Source organism: Microlunatus spumicola (assembly GCF_039536445.1).
GTDB lineage: Bacteria > Actinomycetota > Actinomycetes > Propionibacteriales > Propionibacteriaceae > Microlunatus > Microlunatus spumicola.
In genome coordinates this window covers 281,848-302,080 of record NZ_BAAAYR010000001.1, presented here as the reverse complement: position 1 = coordinate 302,080, position 20,233 = coordinate 281,848, and the positions used below count along the sequence as shown (strand labels likewise).

Annotated in this window: 21 protein-coding genes; 16 read left to right on the top strand and 5 right to left on the bottom strand. The window is 74.1% G+C overall.

What is annotated here, in order from left to right; genetic code table 11:
* Window positions 1-72: 72 nt before the first annotated feature.
* From ABD665_RS01410 to ABD665_RS01395, 4 genes are read left to right on the top strand one after another with little or no spacing between them, the layout of a single operon-like run.
* Window positions 73-1,011, top strand: coding sequence for a hypothetical protein (locus tag ABD665_RS01410; RefSeq protein ID WP_204912580.1), 939 nt, complete (start codon window positions 73-75; stop codon window positions 1,009-1,011).
* Window positions 1,008-2,711, top strand: coding sequence for an insulinase family protein (locus tag ABD665_RS01405; RefSeq protein WP_204912581.1), 1,704 nt, complete (start codon window positions 1,008-1,010; stop codon window positions 2,709-2,711). Before ABD665_RS01410 ends, ABD665_RS01405 begins: the two co-directional genes overlap by 4 nt.
* Before the next feature lie 39 nt (window positions 2,712-2,750).
* Window positions 2,751-3,539 carry an ion channel gene (locus tag ABD665_RS01400; protein WP_204912582.1) on the top strand — a complete coding sequence of 263 codons (789 nt, stop codon included), beginning with the start codon at window positions 2,751-2,753 and terminating at the stop codon, window positions 3,537-3,539.
* Between the two features lie 31 nt (window positions 3,540-3,570).
* Entirely contained in the window at window positions 3,571-4,677 is a 1,107-nt protein-coding gene (locus ABD665_RS01395; RefSeq protein WP_204912583.1) for an enolase C-terminal domain-like protein, read from the top strand.
* A 16-nt stretch (window positions 4,678-4,693) separates the two neighbouring features.
* Here ABD665_RS01395 and ABD665_RS01390 read toward each other — a convergent pair whose 3' ends face one another.
* Together ABD665_RS01390 and ABD665_RS01385 are read right to left on the bottom strand one after the other, a co-directional pair.
* Window positions 4,694-6,415 (bottom strand): hypothetical protein, encoded by a 1,722-nt coding sequence (locus ABD665_RS01390; protein ID WP_204912584.1) that lies wholly within the window; start codon window positions 6,413-6,415, stop codon window positions 4,694-4,696.
* A gap of 100 nt (window positions 6,416-6,515) precedes the next feature.
* The gene (locus ABD665_RS01385; RefSeq protein WP_344740806.1) at window positions 6,516-7,385 is read right to left on the bottom strand and encodes an aldo/keto reductase; all 870 of its coding nucleotides are present in this window, start codon (window positions 7,383-7,385) and stop codon (window positions 6,516-6,518) included.
* A 333-nt stretch (window positions 7,386-7,718) separates the two neighbouring features.
* On the opposite strand from ABD665_RS01385, the gene ABD665_RS01380 reads away from it, so the two are divergent.
* Window positions 7,719-8,693 carry an NAD-dependent epimerase/dehydratase family protein gene (locus tag ABD665_RS01380; RefSeq protein WP_204912585.1) on the top strand — a complete coding sequence of 325 codons (975 nt, stop codon included), beginning with the start codon at window positions 7,719-7,721 and terminating at the stop codon, window positions 8,691-8,693.
* 59 nt (window positions 8,694-8,752) lie between these two features.
* Here ABD665_RS01380 and ABD665_RS01375 read toward each other — a convergent pair whose 3' ends face one another.
* On the bottom strand, window positions 8,753-8,911 hold the full coding sequence (locus ABD665_RS01375; protein WP_204912586.1) for a hypothetical protein: 159 nt from the start codon (window positions 8,909-8,911) through the stop codon (window positions 8,753-8,755).
* Window positions 8,912-9,123: 212 nt separating this feature from the next.
* Between ABD665_RS01375 and ABD665_RS01370 the strand changes: the two genes are divergently transcribed.
* The gene (locus tag ABD665_RS01370) at window positions 9,124-9,429 is read left to right on the top strand and encodes a hypothetical protein (RefSeq protein WP_204912587.1); all 306 of its coding nucleotides are present in this window, start codon (window positions 9,124-9,126) and stop codon (window positions 9,427-9,429) included.
* A gap of 425 nt (window positions 9,430-9,854) precedes the next feature.
* Here the strand turns inward: ABD665_RS01370 and ABD665_RS01365 are convergent, their stop codons facing one another.
* Entirely contained in the window at window positions 9,855-10,481 is a 627-nt protein-coding gene (locus ABD665_RS01365) for a UdgX family uracil-DNA binding protein (RefSeq protein ID WP_204912588.1), read from the bottom strand.
* Between ABD665_RS01365 and ABD665_RS01360 the strand changes: the two genes are divergently transcribed.
* The 3 genes from ABD665_RS01360 (at window position 10,480) to ABD665_RS01350 (ending at window position 12,784) form a co-directional block, all read left to right on the top strand.
* On the top strand, window positions 10,480-10,767 hold the full coding sequence (locus ABD665_RS01360) for a hypervirulence associated TUDOR domain-containing protein (protein ID WP_344740801.1): 288 nt from the start codon (window positions 10,480-10,482) through the stop codon (window positions 10,765-10,767). The genes ABD665_RS01365 and ABD665_RS01360 overlap by 2 nt on opposite strands.
* 74 nt (window positions 10,768-10,841) lie before the next feature.
* On the top strand, window positions 10,842-12,068 hold the full coding sequence (locus tag ABD665_RS01355; protein WP_204912589.1) for a pyrophosphate--fructose-6-phosphate 1-phosphotransferase: 1,227 nt from the start codon (window positions 10,842-10,844) through the stop codon (window positions 12,066-12,068).
* 152 nt (window positions 12,069-12,220) lie between these two features.
* Window positions 12,221-12,784: a GNAT family N-acetyltransferase gene (locus ABD665_RS01350; protein WP_344740798.1), complete on the top strand. Its 564-nt coding sequence runs from the start codon at window positions 12,221-12,223 to the stop codon at window positions 12,782-12,784.
* Here the strand turns inward: ABD665_RS01350 and ABD665_RS01345 are convergent.
* A complete protein-coding gene (locus ABD665_RS01345; RefSeq protein ID WP_204912591.1) occupies window positions 12,781-13,860 on the bottom strand; it encodes an SLC13 family permease in 1,080 nt (359 codons plus the stop codon). The two genes, ABD665_RS01350 and ABD665_RS01345, sit on opposite strands and share 4 nt — an antisense overlap.
* 37 nt (window positions 13,861-13,897) lie before the next feature.
* Here ABD665_RS01345 and ABD665_RS01340 point away from each other — a divergent pair, with 37 nt between their 5' ends.
* From ABD665_RS01340 to ABD665_RS01310, 7 genes are all read left to right on the top strand, one after another.
* Window positions 13,898-14,191: a 4a-hydroxytetrahydrobiopterin dehydratase gene (locus tag ABD665_RS01340; protein ID WP_204912592.1), complete on the top strand. Its 294-nt coding sequence runs from the start codon at window positions 13,898-13,900 to the stop codon at window positions 14,189-14,191.
* A gap of 461 nt (window positions 14,192-14,652) precedes the next feature.
* On the top strand, window positions 14,653-15,177 hold the full coding sequence (locus ABD665_RS01335) for an MSMEG_0572/Sll0783 family nitrogen starvation response protein (RefSeq protein WP_344740795.1): 525 nt from the start codon (window positions 14,653-14,655) through the stop codon (window positions 15,175-15,177).
* A 32-nt stretch (window positions 15,178-15,209) separates the two neighbouring features.
* The gene (locus ABD665_RS01330) at window positions 15,210-16,265 is read left to right on the top strand and encodes an MSMEG_0568 family radical SAM protein (protein WP_204912594.1); all 1,056 of its coding nucleotides are present in this window, start codon (window positions 15,210-15,212) and stop codon (window positions 16,263-16,265) included.
* Window positions 16,265-17,689 (top strand): MSMEG_0567/sll0787 family protein, encoded by a 1,425-nt coding sequence (locus ABD665_RS01325; RefSeq protein ID WP_204912595.1) that lies wholly within the window; start codon window positions 16,265-16,267, stop codon window positions 17,687-17,689. Before ABD665_RS01330 ends, ABD665_RS01325 begins: the two co-directional genes overlap by 1 nt.
* Window positions 17,686-18,624 (top strand): nitrilase-related carbon-nitrogen hydrolase, encoded by a 939-nt coding sequence (locus tag ABD665_RS01320; RefSeq protein ID WP_204912596.1) that lies wholly within the window; start codon window positions 17,686-17,688, stop codon window positions 18,622-18,624. The genes ABD665_RS01325 and ABD665_RS01320 overlap by 4 nt, the downstream gene beginning before the upstream one ends.
* The gene (locus ABD665_RS01315; protein WP_204912597.1) at window positions 18,617-18,925 is read left to right on the top strand and encodes an MSMEG_0570 family nitrogen starvation response protein; all 309 of its coding nucleotides are present in this window, start codon (window positions 18,617-18,619) and stop codon (window positions 18,923-18,925) included. The genes ABD665_RS01320 and ABD665_RS01315 overlap by 8 nt, the downstream gene beginning before the upstream one ends.
* Window positions 18,922-20,208 (top strand): MSMEG_0569 family flavin-dependent oxidoreductase, encoded by a 1,287-nt coding sequence (locus tag ABD665_RS01310; protein ID WP_344740790.1) that lies wholly within the window; start codon window positions 18,922-18,924, stop codon window positions 20,206-20,208. Before ABD665_RS01315 ends, ABD665_RS01310 begins: the two co-directional genes overlap by 4 nt.
* The last annotated feature ends 25 nt before the right edge of the window (window positions 20,209-20,233 follow it).

The following is a 20,233-nucleotide window of genomic DNA, read 5'->3' as shown; positions in this document are numbered from 1 at the left end:
CGTCCGGCACGGTACGTGCGGAACCTGCACGAATGCCGGGACGCGGGGGTCCGGCTCACCTAGAGTGCGCGCGTGGACGACGTCATCCTCGATCCGGCCGCGAGCCTGGAACGGCTCACGCCGCTCCGGTCCGCGCTCGCCGCGCACGACTGGCCGACCGCCCGACGGGTGCTCGACGACGCGGCCCCGGCGGAGCGGACCCTGCTGGTCCTGACGGCCGGACCGCGCGACCCCGAGGGCTTCCTGCGCCACGTGCTGGGCGCCGACCCCGACGACTCCCGCGCCGCCGCCCTGCTGGCGCAGCACCTCGTGACGCTCGCCTGGCGGACCCGGACGTACGCACCGGCGCGGCAGGTCAGCCGTGAGCAGCTCCGCGCCTTCGAGGACGGCCTGGCGCGGGCCGAGCAGGTCCTCGTCGAGGCGGCGGCCCGACGCCCCGACGACCCCACGCTGTGGGTCGTCCGGCTCTCGACGGCCCGCGGTCTCGGCCTGGACCTGGCGGAGGCCCGGCGCCGCTACGACCGGCTCGCCGCGCTCGACCCGTCGCACCTGCCCGGCCAGGCCGAGCTGCTGCAGTCGCTCTGCCCGAAGTGGGGAGGCACCTGGCCGGACGCCTTCGCGTTCGCGCAGGCCTGCGCGACGGGCGCCTCGGGCGGCGCGCTGAACGCCGTCCTGGTCGTCGACGCCCACGTCGAGCGCTGGCTCGATCTGCGCGCCCAGGACCCGGCGGCGGCCGCGACCTACCTGACCGGCGAGGTCGTCCGCGCCGAGGTCGTCGACGCGGCGCAGCGGTCGGTGTGGCACCCGGACTTCCTGCCCGTGCCCGGCTGGGTGCAGGTGCTCAGCACCTTCGCCCTCGTCTTCTCCGAGCAGGGCGACCAGCGGGCCACGGCCGACCTCTTCGCCCGGCTGGGCCCGCTCGCCACCGTCGCGCCCTGGAGCTCGCTGACCACGGACCCGGTGGCCCTGGTCCGCGAACGTCGCGCCGCCGCGGTCGGGGTCGTGCGATGACCCGCCGGACCGAGGTCGACGGCGTCCCCACGCTGCTCGCACCCACGGACGGGCCGCTGCACGCCGGCCTCGCCTTCCGCGTCGGGATGGCCGACGAGGAGCTGCCGCGCCGCGGCATCACCCACCTCGTCGAGCACCTCGCGCTCTACTCGGCCGGCATCGCCGACTACCACTACAACGGCGCCACCGGCGTGCGCTACACCTACTTCCACATGGAGGGCTCCCAGACCGCGGTCGTGGAGTTCCTCAACGGGGTCTGCGCCTCGCTGCGGGCGCTGCCGACCGCGCGGCTCGCCGCCGAGAAGGAGATCCTGCGCACCGAGGCCCAGGGCCGCGCCACCGGCGTCCGGTCCCGGCTCGACCTGTGGCGCTACGGCGCCCGGGGCTTCGGCACCGTCGCCTACCCCGAGCTCGCCGTCCCCTCGCTCACGGCCGACGACCTGCACGCGTGGGTCGCCCGCTACTTCACCGCCCAGAACGCCGCGCTGTGGATCGCCGCCGACGAACCGCCGCCCGGCCTGCGGCTCGAGCTGCCGCAGGGCGAGCGCCGGCCGCTGCCCGCGGCGACCTCGGTGCTGCCGACCCGGCCCGCGTACTTCTTCGGCGACGAGGGCGCGGTCGCCTGGGACGCGGTGGTCCCCCAGTCCCCGGCCGTCGGCGCGTTCTCCGGCGTCCTCGAACGTTCGCTGCGCCGCGCCCTGCGCCACGAGGGCGGGCTCTCCTACCAGGTGAGCACCGACCGCGAGGTGCTGGGCGACGGGACCGCGCTGGTGACCGCGTACGCCGACGCCCTGCCCGAGAAGCAGGGTGCGGTCCTCGGCGGCATGGTCGACGTGCTCGCCTCGCTCCGCGTGGGCCGGGTCGAGGCCGGGGACCTCGCCGCCGTGGCCGAGTCCGGCGTCGAGTCCTTCGAGCAGGCCCAGCGCGTCGCCGGCCACCTGCCCGGCCAGGCGATCGGCCTGCTGCTCGACCGGCCGGTGCTGACCCCGGAGGAGGTCGTCGCCGAGATCCGCGGGGTCACCGCGGCCGACGTCACCGCCGTCGCGCAGGCCGCCTGGGCCGACGGGCTGGCCATGATCCCGCCCGGCCCGGGCGCGGAGTGGGCCGGGCTGACCGCCGCACCCGTCGCCTCGACGTCCGCCGTCGAGGGCCCCGAGCACGCCCAGCTCGGCAACCCGACCGTCCGGCTGCGCCTCGCCGACGCGGGCGTGAGCGTGGTCCGTGAGCAGCACCCGCCCGCGACGGTGCTGTTCTCCGGCTGCGTCGCCGTGCTCACCTGGCCCGACGGCGGCCGCCGCCTGGTCGGCGAGGACGGCATCGTCGTGCCGGTCGAGCCCACCCTCTACGCCCCGGACGCCGGGCTGACCGCGTTCGTCGACGCCCGCACCCCGCCCGGCACGCGGGTGGACGGGCCGGCCCGCGACCCCGGGGACGTCCCGCAGCCGCCGGAGGCCGAGGCGGTGCCCGGGGCCCCGGTGCGACGCCGGACGAGCACCGCGCGCGGCGTCCTGGCGCTGGCCGGGCTCGCGGTCGTGCTGCTGCTCGGGCTCGTGGTCTTCGGGGGCGGGGTGATCAACCTCGTCGTCGACGAGGACCGGATCATCGTGCTCGACGTCGTGCTCATGGCGGTCGGGGGGTTCCTGCTCGGGTCGGCCGGGTGGTTCGCCCGCCGGGTGATCCTGTCCATGACGCAGGACTGACCCGCGTACGGAGCCCCGCCGACCCGGCACAGTGGCCCCATGACGCCGGAGACGTGGAAGCGCCGGGGCGAGTGGCCCCTCACGGTCGCGGCCGTGCTGTTCCTCATCAGCTACTCCTGGGAGGTCCTGCAGCCGGGCCTCGCAGACCCCGTGGTCCGCGTCCTGCGGGTGGTCGACCTGCTGACGTGGGGCGTGTTCGTCGTGGACTACGTCGGTCAGGTGGTGCTGGCGCCCGCCCGGGCCCGCTGGGTGCTCCACCACCTGCCCGACCTGCTCGTCGTCCTGCTGCCGCTGCTCCGCCCGCTGCGGCTGCTCCGGCTCCTGGTGCTGCTGCGCTTCATCGACCGCGGCGTCATCCGGTCCCTGCAGGGCCGGGTGGCGGCGTACGTCGTGTGCGCCACCGTGCTCGTGATCTACGCCGCCGCGCTCGCCGAGCTGCAGGCCGAGCGCGGTGCGCCGGGGAGCACGATCGGGACCTTCGGCACGGCGGTGTGGTGGGCGATCACCACGATCACCACGGTGGGCTACGGCGACGTCTACCCGGTCACCACCCAGGGCCGGCTCGTCGCCGGCGTGCTGATGGTCGCCGGCGTCGCCTTCCTCGGCGCGGTCACCGCCACGCTCTCGTCCTGGCTGGTGTCCCGCGTCCAGCCCGCCGACGCCGCCGCGGCCGCGAGCGAGGCCGAGGCCGGCGTCGACCGGGGCGCGGAGCCGGAACCGCTGCGCGCCGAGGTCGACCGGCTCCGGGCGCTGCTGGACGCGCACCGGATCCCGCGCGGCCTCCCCGACGAGGTCGCCGGCGCAACCGCCGGGACACCCACGCCCTGACCCCGCCCGGACGACCGGCGAGGATGCGCGCATGAAGATCATCGGGATCGACGTCCACGCGTACGCGGTGGGCTACGTCCACGGCACGTACGTGATGTCCGGCGGACGGGCGGCGACGCACGAGGACGGCACCCTCGTGCGGCTGCGGACCGACGAGGGCCTCGACGGGTGGGGCGAGGTGACGACGCTCGGGCGCACCTACCTCCCGACCTCGCCCGGCACCATCCGCGCGGGCCTGGCCGAGCTGGCGCCCGCGCTGCTCGGGCTCGACCCGACCCGGCCGTCGCTGGTGAACCGGGTCATGGACGCCACGCTGCTGGGGCAGCCGTACGCCAAGAGCGCCCTCGACGTCGCGTGCTGGGACCTCGCGGGCAAGGCGCTGGACCGCCCGGTCGCCGACCTCCTCGGCGGGGTGCTCACCGAGCGCTGGCCGCTCTACGAGGCGGTGCCGCTGGGCGAGCCCGCCGCGATGGCCGCCTTCGTGCAGGGCCGTCGCGAGGCGGGCACCGAACGCTTCCAGCTCAAGGTCGGCAACGAGCCGCGCACCGACGTGGACCGCACGCGGGCCTGCGTCGAGGCCGGGGGCGCCTCGACCGTCGTGGTGGCCGACGCCAACGGCGGGTGGGACCTGGCCTCCGCGCGCACGGCCGTGCACGGGCTGGCCGAGCTGCCGGTGTTCGTCGAGCAGCCCTGCCGGACCACCGCAGACTGCGCGCTCGCCCACCGCGGCTCGCCCCTGCCGCTCGTCCTTGACGAGTCGGTGTCGACGCTGGCCGACGTCTGGAGCGCGAAGCAGAACGCCGGCGCCGTCTCGGTGAACCTCAAGATCAGCCGCGTGGGCGGCCTCACCCGGACCGCCCTGCTGCGCGACGCGATGCAGGAGCTCGGGCTGCGGGTGTCGCTGGAGGACATGTGGGGCGGCGACGTGATCACCGCCGCCGTCGCCCAGCTGGCGGCGAGCACCCGCCAGGAGTCGCTCTTCATGACGTCGTTCTTCAACGACTGGACCGACGGGCACGTCGCCGGGTACCGGCCGCGCTCCGTCGACGGTCACGGCTCGCTGCCGGACGGGCCGGGCCTGGGGATCACCGTCGACCTGGAGCGGCTCGGCGAGCCGCTGCTCAGCCTGGACGCCTGAGCCGCCGACGGCGGGCTCAGCCGCCCGTGAGGCGCTGGTGCACGAGGGCGCGCGCGGCGTCGTCGAGCAGCTGCTCGTCGCTCTGCAGGCGGGCCCCGGCGCGGACCTGGGGTTCACGGCCGAGCGAGGCGAAGGCGGCCCGGATGCCGTCCAGGGTGGCGTTGCCCGGGGTCGGGAACGGCGCGTCCTCGCGCTGGTCGTCGACGGCGATCAGGGTGATGCGCTGGGTCAGCTGCGCGCGAGGGCCGGTGTAGCCGCCGGTGAGCGCGATGTCGACCGGCAGCCTCCAGGAGAACGTGAGCAGCGTGTAACCGATGTCGCGGCCGGCGTCGTGCGCCCGGAACACCTGGCCCTGCACCCCGTGCCCCAGGTCCACCACGGCGTCCGGCGTCGAGGACAGCGTCCCCATCGGGTAGGTCGTGACGACCGGGTAGAGGTCGAGCACCTGCGGCCGGGGGGTGCTGATCACGTCGACCACGATGTCGCGTCCCGTCGTGTCCGCCGTCCCGGTGTCCTGGCGCAGGCTGATCCGCTGCCAGGTCGACGTACGGCCGAAGTAGCGCTGCTGCTCCTTGGAGGTGCGCCGCGCCGTGGTGTCCCAGCCGGGCACCTCCACCGCACCCAGGGACAGGCTGGTGACCCCTGTCGGCGTGCTCGGTGCCGCCGCACGGGGTGCGGCCGGGAGGGCGAGGAGGCCGACCACGGCGAGGGCGACCAGCACGACGGCACCGCCGCGCACCCGGCGTTCCGGCACCGACGCGAGCGAAGGGCGGTGCGCCTGCCCGGCCCACCAGAGCAGGGCCACGACGGTGGCGACCACGCTGCCCCAGAGCAGGCGCTGGGGGTGGGTGGTCAGCCCGCTCAGCGCGAGCACGACCAGCCCGACGAGGGCGGTGCTGCCCAGCACCCGTCGCCGGGGCGGGTCGTGCGGGCGGTGGCCGAGCGCGACGACGGCCAGGACGACGAGGACGAGCAGCAGCGCACCGCCGACCGCGCCGCCGGCGACCGAGTTCGCGAGCCGGACCGGGAAGGGCCACAGGAGCAGCAGCACGGCCCAGAAGAGCCACGACCGGACGACCTGGCGCAGCCCGAAGCACAGCACGGTGGCCCCCAGCAGGAACAGCCAGAGCATGAGGAGGTCGAGCCGCCAGAGCCCGTAGACGCCGCTGAGGCCCGGGCCGAGCAGGGTGGTCACGCCCAGCGCGACGAGGCAGGTCGCGGCACCCAGCACGACGTCGCGCACCCGGACGCCGGAGGCGAGGACCACGCCGGGTCGGCGGTTGCCCGCCACCGCCGCCAGCGCACCGTAGAGCGGCACCGCGAGCACGTACGCGACGATCGAGCCGCTGCCGATCGTGTGGAGCAGGCTGCCCACGCTGTGGTGGAACGCGACCAGGCTCAGCACGACCACGAGCGCGAGCCGGCCCAGCAGCCGGACGGGCGTGGTCTGCTGCCGCACCGTCGATGTGCTGGTGGCCGGCAGGGCCGGGGCCGGAACGCCGTGGTTCCAGTCGTCCGGGTCGAGGGCGCCGACCTCGCCCCACTCGCTCGGGTCGACCGTGAAGCGGTCGGCCGCGTACGCGTCCGTCGGCTCCGCGGGCCCGCTCCCGGTCTCGGGCGCGCGCTCGAGCTCCAGGGTCGAGAGGGCACCTGGCCCGACGTCAGCCCCCCCGAGCCCGGCCGGCGGGGTCTCCGCCGGCCGTGGACCGCGTCGAGCGAGGTGCGCGAGGGGATTCATATCCGCGGCGCGCTTTCGTTCGGCGATCGTGATTAAGAATCACCTTAGAGCCGCCACCTACGGCTGTCCACCCACCTCGGGAAACCGGTACCGGTCTTTCTCAGGCGGCGTCGGTCAGCGCCTGGAACTGCTCGTCCGTCAGCTCGACGTCGGCCGCCGCGAGGTTCTCCTCGAGGTGCGCGACCGAGCCCGTCCCGGGGATCGGGACCATCACCGGCGAACGACGCAGCAGCCAGGCGAGCGCGAGCTGCGAGGTCGTGACCCCCGGGTGCTCCTTGGCCACCTGGTCCAGCGCGCCGCCCGGGCGGGCGAGCGAGCCCGACGCGATCGGCGCCCACGGGATGAAGGCGATGCCCTGCGCCTCGCAGAAGTCGAGGACGTCCTCCGCCGCACGGTCCGCGAGGTTGTAGCGGTTCTGCACCGAGGCGATCGGCAGCCCGGCGTCCTGCGCGGACTTGATGTCGTCGACGCTCACCTCGGAGAGCCCGACCTGCAGCGCAAGACCCTCGTCCAGGAACGACTTGATCTCGCCGAACTGCTCCTCGCGCGGCGTCCGCTCGTCGATCCGGTGCAGCTGCCACAGGTCGATCTTGTCGACGTCGAGGCGCCGCATCGACATGAGGATGCACTGGCGCAGGTACTCCCGCCGGCCCAGCGGCGGCCACACGTTCGGGCCGTGCCGCGTGAGCCCGCCCTTGGTCGCGACCACCACGTCGCCGTAGTGCTCGCCCCCGACCTGCCAGTGCAGCGCCTCGTGGATGAGGTCCTCCGACACGTACGGCCCGTACGAGTCGGCCGTGTCGATCAGCGTCACCCCGAGCTCGACCGCCCGGCGCAGCACCGCCAGCGCCTCGTCGTGGTCCTTCGGCGGCCCCCAGATCCCGTCCCCGGTGATCCGCATCGCCCCGAACCCCAACCGGTTGACCGTCTTGCCCCCGAGCTCGATCGTGCCCGCGTCGCTCACTGCCACCTGCGTCTCCTCTGCCTGCGTACGAACACGTCTTCCTGCCGAGCCTAGGTCTGGCCGCCCGCGGCCCACGGCGCGGCCGAACCGCACCCGCCGCGGAGCCGTGGAGCGAGGCAGGACGGAAGGCGCAGGGCAGCCCCGGCAGGCCGACGCGGCAACGAGGCAGGTGGGTCTGGCACGACGGCGCGGAGCGTGGATGGGTCTGGCGGGAGCCCGGACGCGGCCGCAGCCGGGAGCCAGAACGTGGTCGCCGCGTCCGGGCGGATGGTTGCGAGGCGCCGTCGTGCCAGACCCACCTGCCGGGAGGAAGCATCGCGGACCCCTACCGTGGCAGCCATGCGCATCTACGTCCTCGGAGCGACCGGGCACATCGGGACACACCTCGTCCCCCGACTCATCCGGGCGGGTCACTCGGTCGTCGCCGCGAGCCGCGGGACGCGCGAGCCGTACCACCACGACGAGGCCTGGGACCAGGCCGAGCGGGTCGTGCTGGACCGCGACGCGACCGACGCGGACGGCACCACCGCGGCGCAGATCCTGGCCGAGCGGCCGGACGCGGTGGTGGACCTCGTGTGCTTCACGCCCTCGTCGGCGGCGCAGCTGGTCGAGGGCCTGCGGGGGCACGTCGGGCTGCACGCGCACTGCGGGTCGATCTGGTCGCACGGGCTGAGCACCAGCCTGCCGATGGCGGAGGACGACCCGAAGCACCCGTTCGGCGAGTACGGCGTGGCCAAGCACGCGATCGAGCGCCTGCTGCTCACCGAGACCCTGGCCGGCGGGCTGCCGTCGACCGTCGTGCACCCCGGCCACATCAGCGGTGCGGGCTGGCCGGTGATCAACCCCGTGGGCAACGTGGACCCACGGGTGTGGGAGACGATCGCGCGCGGCGAGGAGCTGGTCGTCCCCGGCGACGCGTCGGCGGCGATGCACCACGTCCACGCCGACGACGTGGCCCAGGTGTTCCAGCGGGTGCTGGACGTGCCGGAGGCGTCCGTCGGGCAGTCCTTCCACGCCGTGAGCGCGCGGGCGCTGACGGTCCGCGGGTTCGCGGCGGCGGCGTACGCGTGGTGGGGTCACGAGCCGCGCATCCGCAGCGTGCCGTGGGACGAGTTCGAGCGGCTCGCGGGTGCCGAGCACGCCTCGACGAGCTGGGAGCACCTGCACCGCAGCCAGGTGTGCTCGATCGCCAAGGGCATCGACCGGCTCGGCTACGCCCCCGCCTGGTCCTCGCAGGCCGCGGCCCGCGAGGCGGTGGCGTGGCTGGCCGAGCACGACGAGGGGCACGACCTGCCGCCACTCGCCGCGGACTAGCCCGGCTCGCCCGGCCTAGCCCGGCTCGCCCGGCCCGCGGCGTACGGGCGCGGGCGGGTTCAGCGGTCGGAGGTGAGCGCCCAGATCGACTCGCAGACCTCGAGGTCGTTGTGCGCGCGGCGGTGGGTGGACGCGTCCTCCCACAGGATCCAGGTGACGCCGGCGATCATCGCCAGCACGGCACCCAGCGCGAAGACCAGCAGTGCAGTCGTACCCATGTCGTTCTTCCGATCGTCGTCGACCAGCGGGCTCGGACAGCCGTGTTACGGGCATGTTTCCGAGCACGACCATCGTGCCAGACCGGCGCAGCCCCCGAGGGCCTGGGACCGGAACGTGGTCGGGTCGAGCGGGGCCCGTGCGGGTGCGTGTGGTCCGATGGACGCGAGCGGGGGTCGTGCCCAGACCGCCGCCCCCCGATGGAAGGACCACCATGAGCCTGTCCGACAAGGCCGACGACCTAAGCAGCTCCGCCAAGGGCGCCGCCAACGACGCCGTCAAGACCGTGAAGAACGGCGGCGGGGTCGTCGCCGCGCTCAGCAACGCCGGCTTCAAGAGCGAGTACGCGTACGCCTGCGGCTTCGCCTCCATCGCCGCCTCGTGGGTGGCGCACTACGCCAGCCGCGGCAAGAAGGGCGACTCCAAGGCCCAGGCCGACCGCTGGGGCATCTTCGTCGGCCACTGGGCGCCGACGTTCTTCGCCCTCGGCGTCGCGCTGAAGCTCGAGGAGAACAGCTAGTCCGGACAGCCTTCACGGGTCGGGCAGGCTCACGTCTGCTCGATCTTGTGTCGTCTGCGCGGGTTCAAGCACGCGCAGACGACACGAAGGCGAGCAGACGCTCGCCGGCCACGTCACCGAGCCCGACCGGGCGTACCGCAGCCCACTGACCACGGAAGTCTCGTGCTCTGCCCGGCAGATCTGCCGTGGTCAGTACCGGTCTTTCACGTAAACGTGAAAGACCTGAGGCGCGAGGGACGTCCAGCATCCAGCCCCTCCGTTGGACGCCCGCCCCGCCCGTCTAGGCCACTGACAACAGAAGTCTCGTGCTCTGCACGGCAGATCTGCCGTGGTCAGTACCCGGGTTTCACGTAAACGTGAAAGTCCTGAGGCGCGAGGGACGGCAGGGACCCAACACCGACGCGCGCCGAGAGCACCCCGAACCCTCACCCCGCGCTGACGGCGGCGACGGCGGTGCGGAGGTCGGCGACGAAGTCGGCGTAGCCCTGGTCGCGCACGTCCGCGTCCATGCGCAGGATCGCCGAGGGGTGGATGGTCGCGAGGACCCGGCGCCGACCAGCGGGGGTGTCGCGCTCCTGGACGACGCCGCGCTCCTTGGTCACGCGGAACCCGCTGCCGAGCAGCGACTTGCCGGCCGTGGCGCCGAGGACGACGACGAGCTCGGGGTCGACGCGGGCGATCTCGGCCTCGAGCCAGGGGCGGCAGGCGTTGACGTTGCCCGCGTCCGGCGTCTGGTGGAGCCGGCGCTTGCCCTGCCACGTGAACCGGAAGTGCTTCACCGCGTTCGTCACGTAAAGCATCGAGCGGTCCGCGCCGGCCTCGTCGAGGCCCTTCTGCAGCACCTTGCCCGCGGGCCCGACGAACGGCAGCCCGCGCTGGTCCTCCGCGTCGCCCGGCTGCTCGCCGACCAGCAGGATCTTCGCCCCGGGGCTCCCGGCGCCGAAGACGGTCTGCGTCGCCGGCTCCCACAGCTCGCAGCCGTGGCAGTCCTGCGCCGCGGCCCTCAGCTCCGCGATGCCGCCAGCCGGGGGCACGTACTCCGCTGCACTCATGCCCCTGTCTTATCCCCCGGCCCCGCACCTCACCGCCCCGCACCTCGGCGCCCCGCACGTCAGCGACACAGGCTCGTACGGTCGGGCCATGGCGATCAGCAAGGGCGACACCGTCCGTTGGAACACCTCGCAGGGCGAGACCGAGGGCGAGGCGGTCGAGAAGAAGACCAAGGAGTTCACCCTCGACGGGCAGAAGTTCAAGGCGTCCGACGACGAGCCGTACTGGGTCGTCGAGTCGAGTAAGAGCGGCAAGAAGGCGGCCCACAAGGAGTCCTCGCTCTCCTGAGGACGGCTGCCGAGCGACCTTCCGAGGAGCGGCGCCGACGGAGCCCGTACGCCCGCTTCGGCTAGGTTCGGACCATGGTGAAGAAGGTTGCCCTCCTGACCGCCGGCGGGTTCGCGCCCTGCCTCTCCTCCGCGCTCGGGGGGCTGATCGAGCGCTACACGCAGGTCGCGCCCGAGGTCGAGATCATCGCGTACCGCTACGGCTACCAGGGCCTGCTGCTCGGTGACTCGCTGGTCGTGACCGACGCCGTGCGCGAGCACGCGGACCGGCTGCACGCCTTCGGCGGCTCGCCGATCGGCAACTCGCGGGTCAAGCTCACCAACGCCAAGGACTGCGTCAAGCGCGGGCTCGTGGCCGAGGGCGTCGACCCGCTGCGGGCGGCGGCCGAGCAGCTGACCGCGGACGGCGTCGACGTGCTGCACACGATCGGCGGCGACGACACGAACACGACGGCCGCCGACCTGGCCGCGTTCCTCGCCGAGAACGACTACGACCTGACCGTCGTCGGCCTGCCCAAGACCATCGACAACGACGTGATCCCGATCCGCCAGTCGCTCGGCGCCTGGACCGCGGCCGAGCAGGGTGCGCGGTTCGCCGAGAACGTCATCGCCGAGCACAACTCCGGCACCCGCAAGCTCATCGTGCACGAGGTCATGGGCCGGTCCTGCGGCTGGCTGACCGCCGCCACCGCGCAGGCCTACCGCGACTGGCTGGACACCCGCGCGTGGCTCCCCGAGATCGGGCTCTCCCGCGAGGCGTGGGACGTCCACGCGATCTACGTGCCGGAGGCCGACTTCGACCTCGAGACCGAGGGCAAGCGGCTGCGCGAGGTCATGGACACCGTCGGCGCGGTCAACATCTTCCTCTCCGAGGGCGCCGGGCTGAGCACCATCGTGGCCGACCTCGAGAGCTCCGGGCAGGACGTCGACCGCGACGCGTTCGGGCACGTCCGGATCGACACGATCAACCCGGGCCAGTGGTTCGCCAAGCAGTTCGCCGAGCTGCTCGGCGCCGAGAAGGTCCTGGTCCAGAAGTCCGGCTACTTCTCGCGCTCCGCCGCGGCGAACGACGCCGACCTCGAGCTGATCCGCTCGATGACCGACCTCGCGGTCGACTCGGCTCTGCGCGGCGAGCCCGGCGTCATCGGGCACGACGAGGAGCGCGGCGACGAGCTGCGCGCGATCGAGTTCGAGCGCATCAAGGGCGGCAAGGCGTTCGACATCACGGTCCCCTGGTACGGCGAGCTGCTCAGCGGCATCGGCCAGCCGCCGGCGCAGCCCGCCCCGCCCGCCGAGCACTGAGTCCGCCTGCGCCCATGAGCGCTGAGCAGGAGGACCGACCTCTTCGAGGCCCTTCGACGGGCTCAGGGGGCGTTCCGACGCCCCCTGACCTGGTCGGAGGAGGCGGGCCCACGCTCTCTGAGCCTGTGGAAGGGCCCGGAACGGGTCGGCGGGTGCTGAGCCTCGACCACCCGGTCCGCACCGGGCGGCTGGTGCTCCGGGCGATCGACCCCACCGGGGACGTCGACGCGATCCACGCGTACGCCTCCCGCGAGGACGTCTGCCGCTACATCCCGTGGACGCCGAGGACGCGCGAGGAGGTCGCCGCCTGGCTGCCCCGCCGCGCGGTGACGACGATCGCCGCACCCGGCTCGGGGGCGAGCCTGGCGATCACGCTGGCGGAGACCGGTGAGCTCGTCGGGGACGTCATGATCATCTGGCGCGACGAGGAGAACCGCACCGCCGAGCTCGGCTACGTCGTCAACCCGGCGTACGCCGCCCACGGCTACGCGACCGAGGCGGCCCGGGCGATGCTCGCGATGGCCTTCGACCGCCTGGGCCTGCGGCGCGTGGTCGCCCGGATCGACGCCCGCAACCCGGCGTCCGCCGCCGTCCTGCGCCACCTCGGCATGCGCCAGGAGGCCGTGCTCGTCGAGAACGAGTGGTTCAAGGGGGCGTGGTCGACCGAGATCGACTTCGCGATGCTCGACCGCGAGTGGCACGCGCTCGCCGGCTAGACGAACGCGAGCGCGAGGGTCGCGGTGACCAGCAGCACGGGCACCAGGACCAGGCCCCGGAGCGCGAAGGTGCCCCACGAGACCGAGACGCCGGCCGAGCGGCAGCGGGCGGCCCAGAGCAACGTCGCCAGGCTGGCCCACGGGGTGATCAACGGTCCGGCATTGACGCCGACGAGCAGGGCCACCAGGCGTACGGGGCTGTCCAGCGCGACGGGCTCGAGCGCGAGGTAGGCGGGCAGGTTGTCGAGGAGGTTGGCCCCCAGCGCGCCGAGCCCGGCGAGCCGGAGCAGCTCCGGCCAGCCCGAACCGGTGCCGGCCAACCGTCCGAGCACGTCGCTGAGCCCGTGGTCGTGGGCGAGCTGGACGAGGACGAAGAGCACGGAGACGCCGACCACGAGCTGCCACGGGAGCATCCGCCAGTGCAGCAGGTGCCGCGCGCCGACCGCGCAGGCCACGACGAGGATCGCCGCTCCCACCGCGGACACGACGAGCACGTTCCCCACGACCACGAAGGCTGGGCCCAGCAGCGCGCAGACGACGACGCCCAGCCAGAGCAGCCGCGGGTGCTCCCAGCGCGGGGCGCCGTCGAGGACGTACGTGCCGCGCAGCGACCGGCGGAAGAACAGGGCCAGGGCGACCACGGTGACGACGGTGCACGCGACCGCGGCCGGCCAGGTGAGCGCGAGGAAGGCGGGCACGCCAGGGTCGGGGAGGCGGGTGAGGGCGAGCAGGTTCGTGAGGTTGGAGACGGGCAGGAAGAGCGACGCGGTGTTCGCGAGCCAGACCGCGGTGAAGGCGAAGAGCATCCGGTCCAGCCCCAGCTGGGCGGCCAGCGCGAGGACGACCGGGGTCAGCAGGACGGCGGTGGTGTCGAGCGACAGGACGGCGGTCGCCAGCACCGCCACGAGCACGACGAGCAGCCACAGCCGCAGCACGGAGCCGCGCGCGAGGCGGGCGGTCCCCCGCGCCAGCAGCGCGAACACGCCCAGCCCGTCGGCCAGCTCGGCCACGACGGTGATGCAGACGACGAACCCCAGGATCGGGCCGACCCTTCCGGCCAGCTCGGCTAGATCCACGGTGCGCGTCCCACGGCGGCGAGGCTAGCGTGATTTCGTGCCCCGCCTCCTCGCTCCCGACGACCTCAAGACCCAGCTCACGAGCCTGCCGGCCTGGCGGCTCGAGGGCGACGCGCTCGTCCGGGACGTCCAGCGGCCCGACTTCGCCGCCGGTCTCGCGCTCGTCGTGGCCGTCGCCGAGGAGGCCGGGTCCCTGAACCACCACCCCGACGTCGACCTCCGCTACACGTCCGTCCGGTTCGCGCTGTGGACCCACGTCTCCGGCGGCGTGACCCAGTACGACGTCGAGCTCGCCCACCGCATCGAGGCGCTGATCCGGGAAGGACGCTGACCTCTTCGAGGCCCTTCGACAGGCTCAGGGAGCGTCCCTCGGCCCTTCGACAGGCTCAGGGAGCGTCCCTCGGCCCTTCGACAGGCTCAGGGAGCGTCCCTCGGCCCTCCGACAGGCTCAGGGAGCGTCCCTCGGCCCTCCGACAGGCTCAGGGAGCGTCCCTCGGCCCTTCGACAGGCTCAGGGAGCGTCCTTCACAGCTACGCCCCCTGAGCCTGTCGAAGCGGTGCCCTGAGCTTGTCGAAGGGGGCCCGGAACGGGTCGGCCTCGCTGTTGATCACTCCAAGATCACCGACGCCGAGCGCACGAGTGAGTCGTACGCGACACGACCGTTACGCGGTTAACGGGGGCTTGTTCCTGACGTAACCCGCCCGGAACCGCTGCGGCCGCAGGATCGAGACAGAGGACGGAACGCGGCGCATGGGGCGCCCGCGGCCCCTCACCCGGATCCAGGAGCCACCCGTGCCGCTGTTCGACGACGAGATCCTCGCCAAGATCGAGACCTCCCGCAACGAGATCCCGCACCCCTCGCTGGAGAAGGGCAGCTCGATCTACGGCTCGACCAAGATCTTCCCCGACATCCAGGCCGAGCCCGGCCAGTCGTACCTGACGCTGATCCACGGCATCGCCCACGAGTCGAGCGTCAGCTTCGTGGCCTGCCTGCAGGCGCTGCGCGCGCTGCGCAAGGGCTTCGACTCGGTCGTCTACTTCTACGGCCCGGGCTCGATGAACGCGATCGCCACGCGCGGCTTCCCGACCACCGGCGACTCCGCGTTCCCGGGCGAGCAGAACATCAACAACACGCTGCAGACCTTCATGGACGAGGGCGGGACGGTCTTCGTCTGCCGCTTCGGCCTGTCGCTGCACGGTCTGCGCGAGGAGGACCTGATGCCGGGGACGATCCCCTGCCACCCCCTCGACGTCCAGGACGCCCTCATCTACTTCGCCAACAAGGGCGCCATCATCAACTCGACCTACATGGTCTGAGCCCGGCCACGAGCGGCACGGGCAGCCAGAGCATGACGGTCACGACGCGGGTCGACCTCGCGATCCTCGGCATCCGCGGGCGCGCCCCGGTGAGCCGGCCGGCCGGTGCGGGGCCGAGCGCCGACGGGCACCTGGTGCTGGACGGCGCGAGCGTCGCCGTCCCGCTGAACGACGCCAGCCCCTACTGGCTCGACGGCGGCACGCTGATGCGCGACGGCGTCATGGTCGAGGACGCGGCGGTGGAGCCGGTGCGCCGGCCCCGCTTCTACGACCTCACAACGGGCGACGGGGTCGCGTACGAGCAGCTCGCCCGGCTGCACGGGCGCGACGTCCTGGCGACCACGGTCGTGCAGACGTGCATCAGGTACGACGCCGCGGAACGCTGCCGCTTCTGCGCGATCGAGGAGTCGCTGACCGCGGGCGCGACGACCGCGGTCAAGCGGCCGCACCAGCTGGCCGAGGTCGCCGAGGCGGCCGTCCGGCTCGACGGCGTCCGCCAGATGGTGATGACGACCGGCACGTCAGCGGGCCGCGACCGTGGGGCCACGCACCTGGCGCGCTGCGTGCGGGCGGTCAAGGCCCGGGTGCCGGACCTGCCGATCCAGGTGCAGTGCGAGCCGCCCGGTGACCTGGCCACGATCACCGAGCTGCGCGAGGCGGGGGCCGACGCGATCGGCATCCACGTCGAGTCGCTCGACGACGACGTCCGGCGCCGGTGGATGCCCGGCAAGTCCCGGGTGCCGCTGGCCGACTACCGGGCGGCCTGGGCCGAGGCCGTGCGCGTCTTCGGCCGGAACCAGGTGTCGACCTACCTCCTCGTCGGTCTCGGGGAGGACCCGGACGAGCTCGTGGCCGGTGCCCGCGAGCTGATCGCCCTGGGCGTCTACCCCTTCGTCGTGCCGTTCCGGCCGCTGGCCGGCACCCTCGCCGCCCTCGACGGGGCCGCCGCGCCCGACGCGGCGGTCCTGGACGACGTCACCCGGCGCGTCGCCCGCGACCTCGTCGCCGCCGGTATGACGTCAGACGGGCAGTCCGCCGGCTGCGCGGCCTGCGGCGCCTGCAGCACGCTCAAGCAGCAGGGGGCCTGATGACCGTCTTCGACGTCGAGCTGCTGACCCGTGGGCTCGCCCCCTCCACCGACCCGTCCACCCCGCACGCGTTCACGGTGGCCGTGGCCGAGGACGCGCGGGACCTGGCGGCGGCCCACCGGCTGCGCCACGACACCTTCGTGCTCGAGCAGGGGCTGTTCGCCGGGTCGGACCGCGACGAGGTCGACGAGGACGGACGCGCTCTCACCCTCGTGGCCCGGGACGCGGGCGGGGACGTCCTCGGAACCGTCCGGCTCGCGCCGGTCCTGCCCGACCGCGACCTCGGCTGGTGGGTGGGCAGCCGGCTGGCCGTCGCCCGCACGGCGCGCGGCCACGAGGCCGGGGTGGGAGCCGCGCTCGTCCGGGCCGCCTGCGCCCACGCCGAACGGCTGGGTGCGCTGCGCTTCGACGCCCACGTGCAGCGGGCGAACGCTCCCCTCTTCCGTCGGCTCGGCTGGACCCGGCTCGCGGACGAGGAGGCGTACGGGGTCCCGCACGTCCTCATGACCTGGCCCGTCGACCGCGTCGCCAGGCTGGTCGCGCGGACCAAGGCCCCGCTCGGTCCCCTGCTCGCCCCCTTCGCGACCGGTACCGCGGGGCTCGGCGGGGACGGGTTCGTCGGCGACGACGCGGCTCCCGTGCCCGGCTCCGACCTGGTCGCCGCGACGGACGCGATCCTGCCCTCGATGGTCGAGCGCGACCCGACCTGGGCCGGCTGGTGCGCCGTCCTGGTCAACCTCAACGACGTCGCCGCCATGGGCGCCTCCCCCGTCGCGCTGCTCGACGCGCTCGGGGCCCGCGACGCGAGCTTCGCCAGCCGGGTCGTCCGCGGCATCACGGCCGCGGCCCACGCCTGGGACGTCCCCGTGCTCGGCGGCCACACCCAGCTGGGCGTGCCCGCGTCGCTGTCGGTGACCGCTCTGGGCCGGACGGCCGACCCGGTCCCGGCCGGCGGCGGCCGGTCCGGCCACGCCGTCACTGTTGCGGCCGACCTCGGCGGTGCCTGGCGTCCCGGCTACACCGGCGCGCAGTGGGACTCCACCAGCGGCCGCCGTACCGAGGACCTGCGGGCCATGGGCTCGTACGTCGCCCGGACCCGCCCGGCGGCCGCCAAGGACGTCAGCATGGCCGGCCTCGTCGGCACGCTCGGGATGCTGGCGGAGGCCAGCGGCTGCGGCGCGGTCCTCGACGTCGCCGACGTGCCGGCCCCGGTGGGGGCGACGACCGGCGACTGGCTCACCTGCTTCTCCGGCTTCGCCATGATCACCGCGGACGTGCCCGGCCGGGCACCCGCCTCCGCCGGACCGGCCACCACCCGGGCCTGCGGCGTGCTGACCGACGGGGCCGGCGTCCGCCTGCGCTGGCCGGACGGCCGCTCCACCCCCGCCCTCACCTCCCCCGTCACCGGACTAGGAACCGCATGAGCACACCGTCCCGCACCACCATCACGGTCGTGGCCGACGCGTTCGGCCGCGACCTCGAGGCGGCGTACGCGACCGTCGGCCGCATCGTCACGGAGGCCCGGGCCCGCGGCACGGACCTGCTGGTGCTGCCCGAGGCATGCCTCGGCGGCTACCTGCCCAGCCTCGGCAGCGTCGACGACGACGAGGAGACCCGGGCTCGCCGCCGACGGAACATGCCGCCCGCCTTCCGCGTCGACGGCCCCGAGGTCGCCCGCGTCGTGGCGCTCGCCGGCGACATGACCGTGCTGTTCGGGATGTGCGAGGCCGCGACCGACGAGCAGGACGCGGACGGGCGCGACGTCCGCTACAACACCGCCGTGGCCGTGTCGGGCGACGGCGTGCTCGCCGCGCACCGCAAGGTCCACCAGCCGCTCGGAGAGAACCTCAGCTACGCCGCCGCGTCGAGCTTCGAGGCCTTCGAGTCGCCGGTCGGCCGGATCGGCATGCTCATCTGCTACGACAAGGCGTTCCCCGAGGCGTCCCGCACGCTGGCCCTCGACGGGGCCGAGATCATCGCCGCGCTGTCCGCCTGGCCGACGGCCCGCACCGCGGCCGCCGACCGGATCGAGGACGACCGCTGGAAGAAGCGGTTCGACCTCTACGACGCCGCCCGGGCGCTGGACAACCAGGTCGTCTGGGCCGCGTCCAACCAGACGGGGACCTTCGGCTCGCTGCGGTTCGTCGGCAACGCCAAGATCGTCGGCCCGGGCGGTGACGTCCGCGCCGAGACCGGCGTCGAGGGCGGGCTGGCCACGGTCACCCTCGACGTCCACGCCGAGCTCGCCGCCGTCCGCCAGGGCATGTACGCGCTGCGCGACCGCCGCCCGGGCGCCTACCGCCTCGACGCCGTCCTGTCCGACTACCCCGCCGAGCGTCCGGAGCCCGCGTATGCCTGAGCTGACCTTCACCACCCGCTGGCCCGACGGCCGCTCCCTGCAGACCTGGTCGCCGTCGCTGGTCGTCCACGACCACCTCGAGGTCGGGCGCCCATACGCGGTGGCCGAGTTCCTGGACCGCGCCGGCGCCGCGCTCACCGAGGCCAGCGACCGCGTCGAGGCCCGCTGGGGCCACCCCTGCACGGTCGCCCAGGCGTCGCTGGCCACGATCCGCCGCGTCGCCGCCGGGCAGCCGGCCGGCACCGTCGTCGTCGAGACCATGGACCCGCCCTCGCTGCCCGCGGACCGGGAGGCGTCGTGACCGCACTCGTGCGCGAGCCGGAACGCGTCGAGGTCGCCGTCGTCGGCGGCGGCCAGGCCGGGCTGAGCGCGAGCTGGTTCCTCGCGCGGGCCGGGATTGAGCACGTGGTGCTGGAGCGGCAGACCGCGGCCCACGAGTGGCAGGACCACCGCTGGGACTCCTTCACCCTCGTCACGCCGAACGTCCAGTGCCGCCTGCCCGGCTTCCCCTACCCCGGCGACGACCCGTACGGGTTCATGACCCGCGCGGAGACCGTGGCCTACCTGGCGGAGTACGTCCGCCGGACCGCGCCGCCGCTGCGCGAGGGGACGACCGTGCGTGAGCTGCGCCAGGCGGCGGACGGCGGGTTCGTGCTCGAGCTCGAGACCCCGGACGGGCCCTCGGTCCTCGAGGCCGAGCAGGTCGTCGTCGCGGTCGGCGGCTACCACCTGCCGCGCGTCCCCCGCCTGGCCGAGCGGCTGCCGGCCGACGTCGTGCAGCTGCACTCCTCGACCTACAAGAACCCGGAGGCGCTGCCGCCCGGTGCGGTGCTCGTCGTCGGCACCGGGCAGTCCGGCGCCCAGATCGCCGAGGACCTGCACCTCGCCGGGCGGCAGGTGCACCTGGTCGTGGGTTCCGCGCCGCGGTGCGCCCGCCGCTACCGCGGCCGCGACTGCATCGACTGGCTGGAGGAGATGGGGCTCTACGACGTCCCGGTCGAGGACACGGCCGGCGGGCTGCGCGAGCGCGAGAAGACGAACCACTACATGACGGGTCGCGACGGCGGCCACGACATCGACCTGCGGCGCTTCGCCCTCGAGGGCATGGGCCTCTACGGCCGCCTCGTCGACGTGACGGGCGAGCGGCTCGCCTTCGCCCCCACGCTGGAGGCCGCCCTCGACCGCGCCGACCGGGTCGCCGAGGACATCAAGGACGCGATCGACCGGCACGTCGACCGCCTCGGCCTCGACGTGCCCACCGAGGCCCGCTACACGCCGGTCTGGCGCCCGGAGGTCGAGCCGACCGGACTCGACCTGCGGGAGGCCGGCGTCACCTCCGTCGTCTGGGCGACCGGCTTCGTCCCCGACTTCCGCTGGGTGCGGGTGCCGGTCTTCGACGGGCGCGGCATGGTCGGCCACCACCGCGGGATCACCGCGGTCGAGGGCCTGCACTTCCTCGGGCTGCCCTGGCTGCACACCTGGGGTTCCGGCCGGTTCGCCGGGCTCACGCGGGACGCCGAGCACGTCGTGGACCACGTCGTCGAGGCCCTGCGGCCGCCCGCCCGGCTCCGGCTGACCTCGTGACGCTCGCGTCCTGGGGCGCCGAGCT

Excerpts from the sequence above, each read along its gene's own strand:
- ABD665_RS01405 (WP_204912581.1), top strand. The coding sequence starts at position 1,008 with ATGACCCGCCGGACCGAGGTCGACGGCGTCCCCACGCTGCTCGCACCC.
- ABD665_RS01400 (WP_204912582.1), top strand. The coding sequence starts at position 2,751 with ATGACGCCGGAGACGTGGAAGCGCCGGGGCGAGTGGCCCCTCACGGTC.
- ABD665_RS01395 (WP_204912583.1), top strand. The coding sequence starts at position 3,571 with ATGAAGATCATCGGGATCGACGTCCACGCGTACGCGGTGGGCTACGTC.
- ABD665_RS01390 (WP_204912584.1), bottom strand. The coding sequence starts at position 6,415 with ATGAATCCCCTCGCGCACCTCGCTCGACGCGGTCCACGGCCGGCGGAG.
- ABD665_RS01380 (WP_204912585.1), top strand. The coding sequence starts at position 7,719 with ATGCGCATCTACGTCCTCGGAGCGACCGGGCACATCGGGACACACCTC.
- ABD665_RS01375 (WP_204912586.1), bottom strand. The coding sequence starts at position 8,911 with ATGGGTACGACTGCACTGCTGGTCTTCGCGCTGGGTGCCGTGCTGGCG.
- ABD665_RS01370 (WP_204912587.1), top strand. The coding sequence starts at position 9,124 with ATGAGCCTGTCCGACAAGGCCGACGACCTAAGCAGCTCCGCCAAGGGC.
- ABD665_RS01360 (WP_344740801.1), top strand. The coding sequence starts at position 10,480 with ATGCCCCTGTCTTATCCCCCGGCCCCGCACCTCACCGCCCCGCACCTC.
- ABD665_RS01365 (WP_204912588.1), bottom strand. The coding sequence starts at position 10,481 with ATGAGTGCAGCGGAGTACGTGCCCCCGGCTGGCGGCATCGCGGAGCTG.
- ABD665_RS01355 (WP_204912589.1), top strand. The coding sequence starts at position 10,842 with ATGGTGAAGAAGGTTGCCCTCCTGACCGCCGGCGGGTTCGCGCCCTGC.
- ABD665_RS01330 (WP_204912594.1), top strand. The coding sequence starts at position 15,210 with ATGACGGTCACGACGCGGGTCGACCTCGCGATCCTCGGCATCCGCGGG.
- ABD665_RS01325 (WP_204912595.1), top strand. The coding sequence starts at position 16,265 with ATGACCGTCTTCGACGTCGAGCTGCTGACCCGTGGGCTCGCCCCCTCC.
- ABD665_RS01320 (WP_204912596.1), top strand. The coding sequence starts at position 17,686 with ATGAGCACACCGTCCCGCACCACCATCACGGTCGTGGCCGACGCGTTC.
- ABD665_RS01315 (WP_204912597.1), top strand. The coding sequence starts at position 18,617 with ATGCCTGAGCTGACCTTCACCACCCGCTGGCCCGACGGCCGCTCCCTG.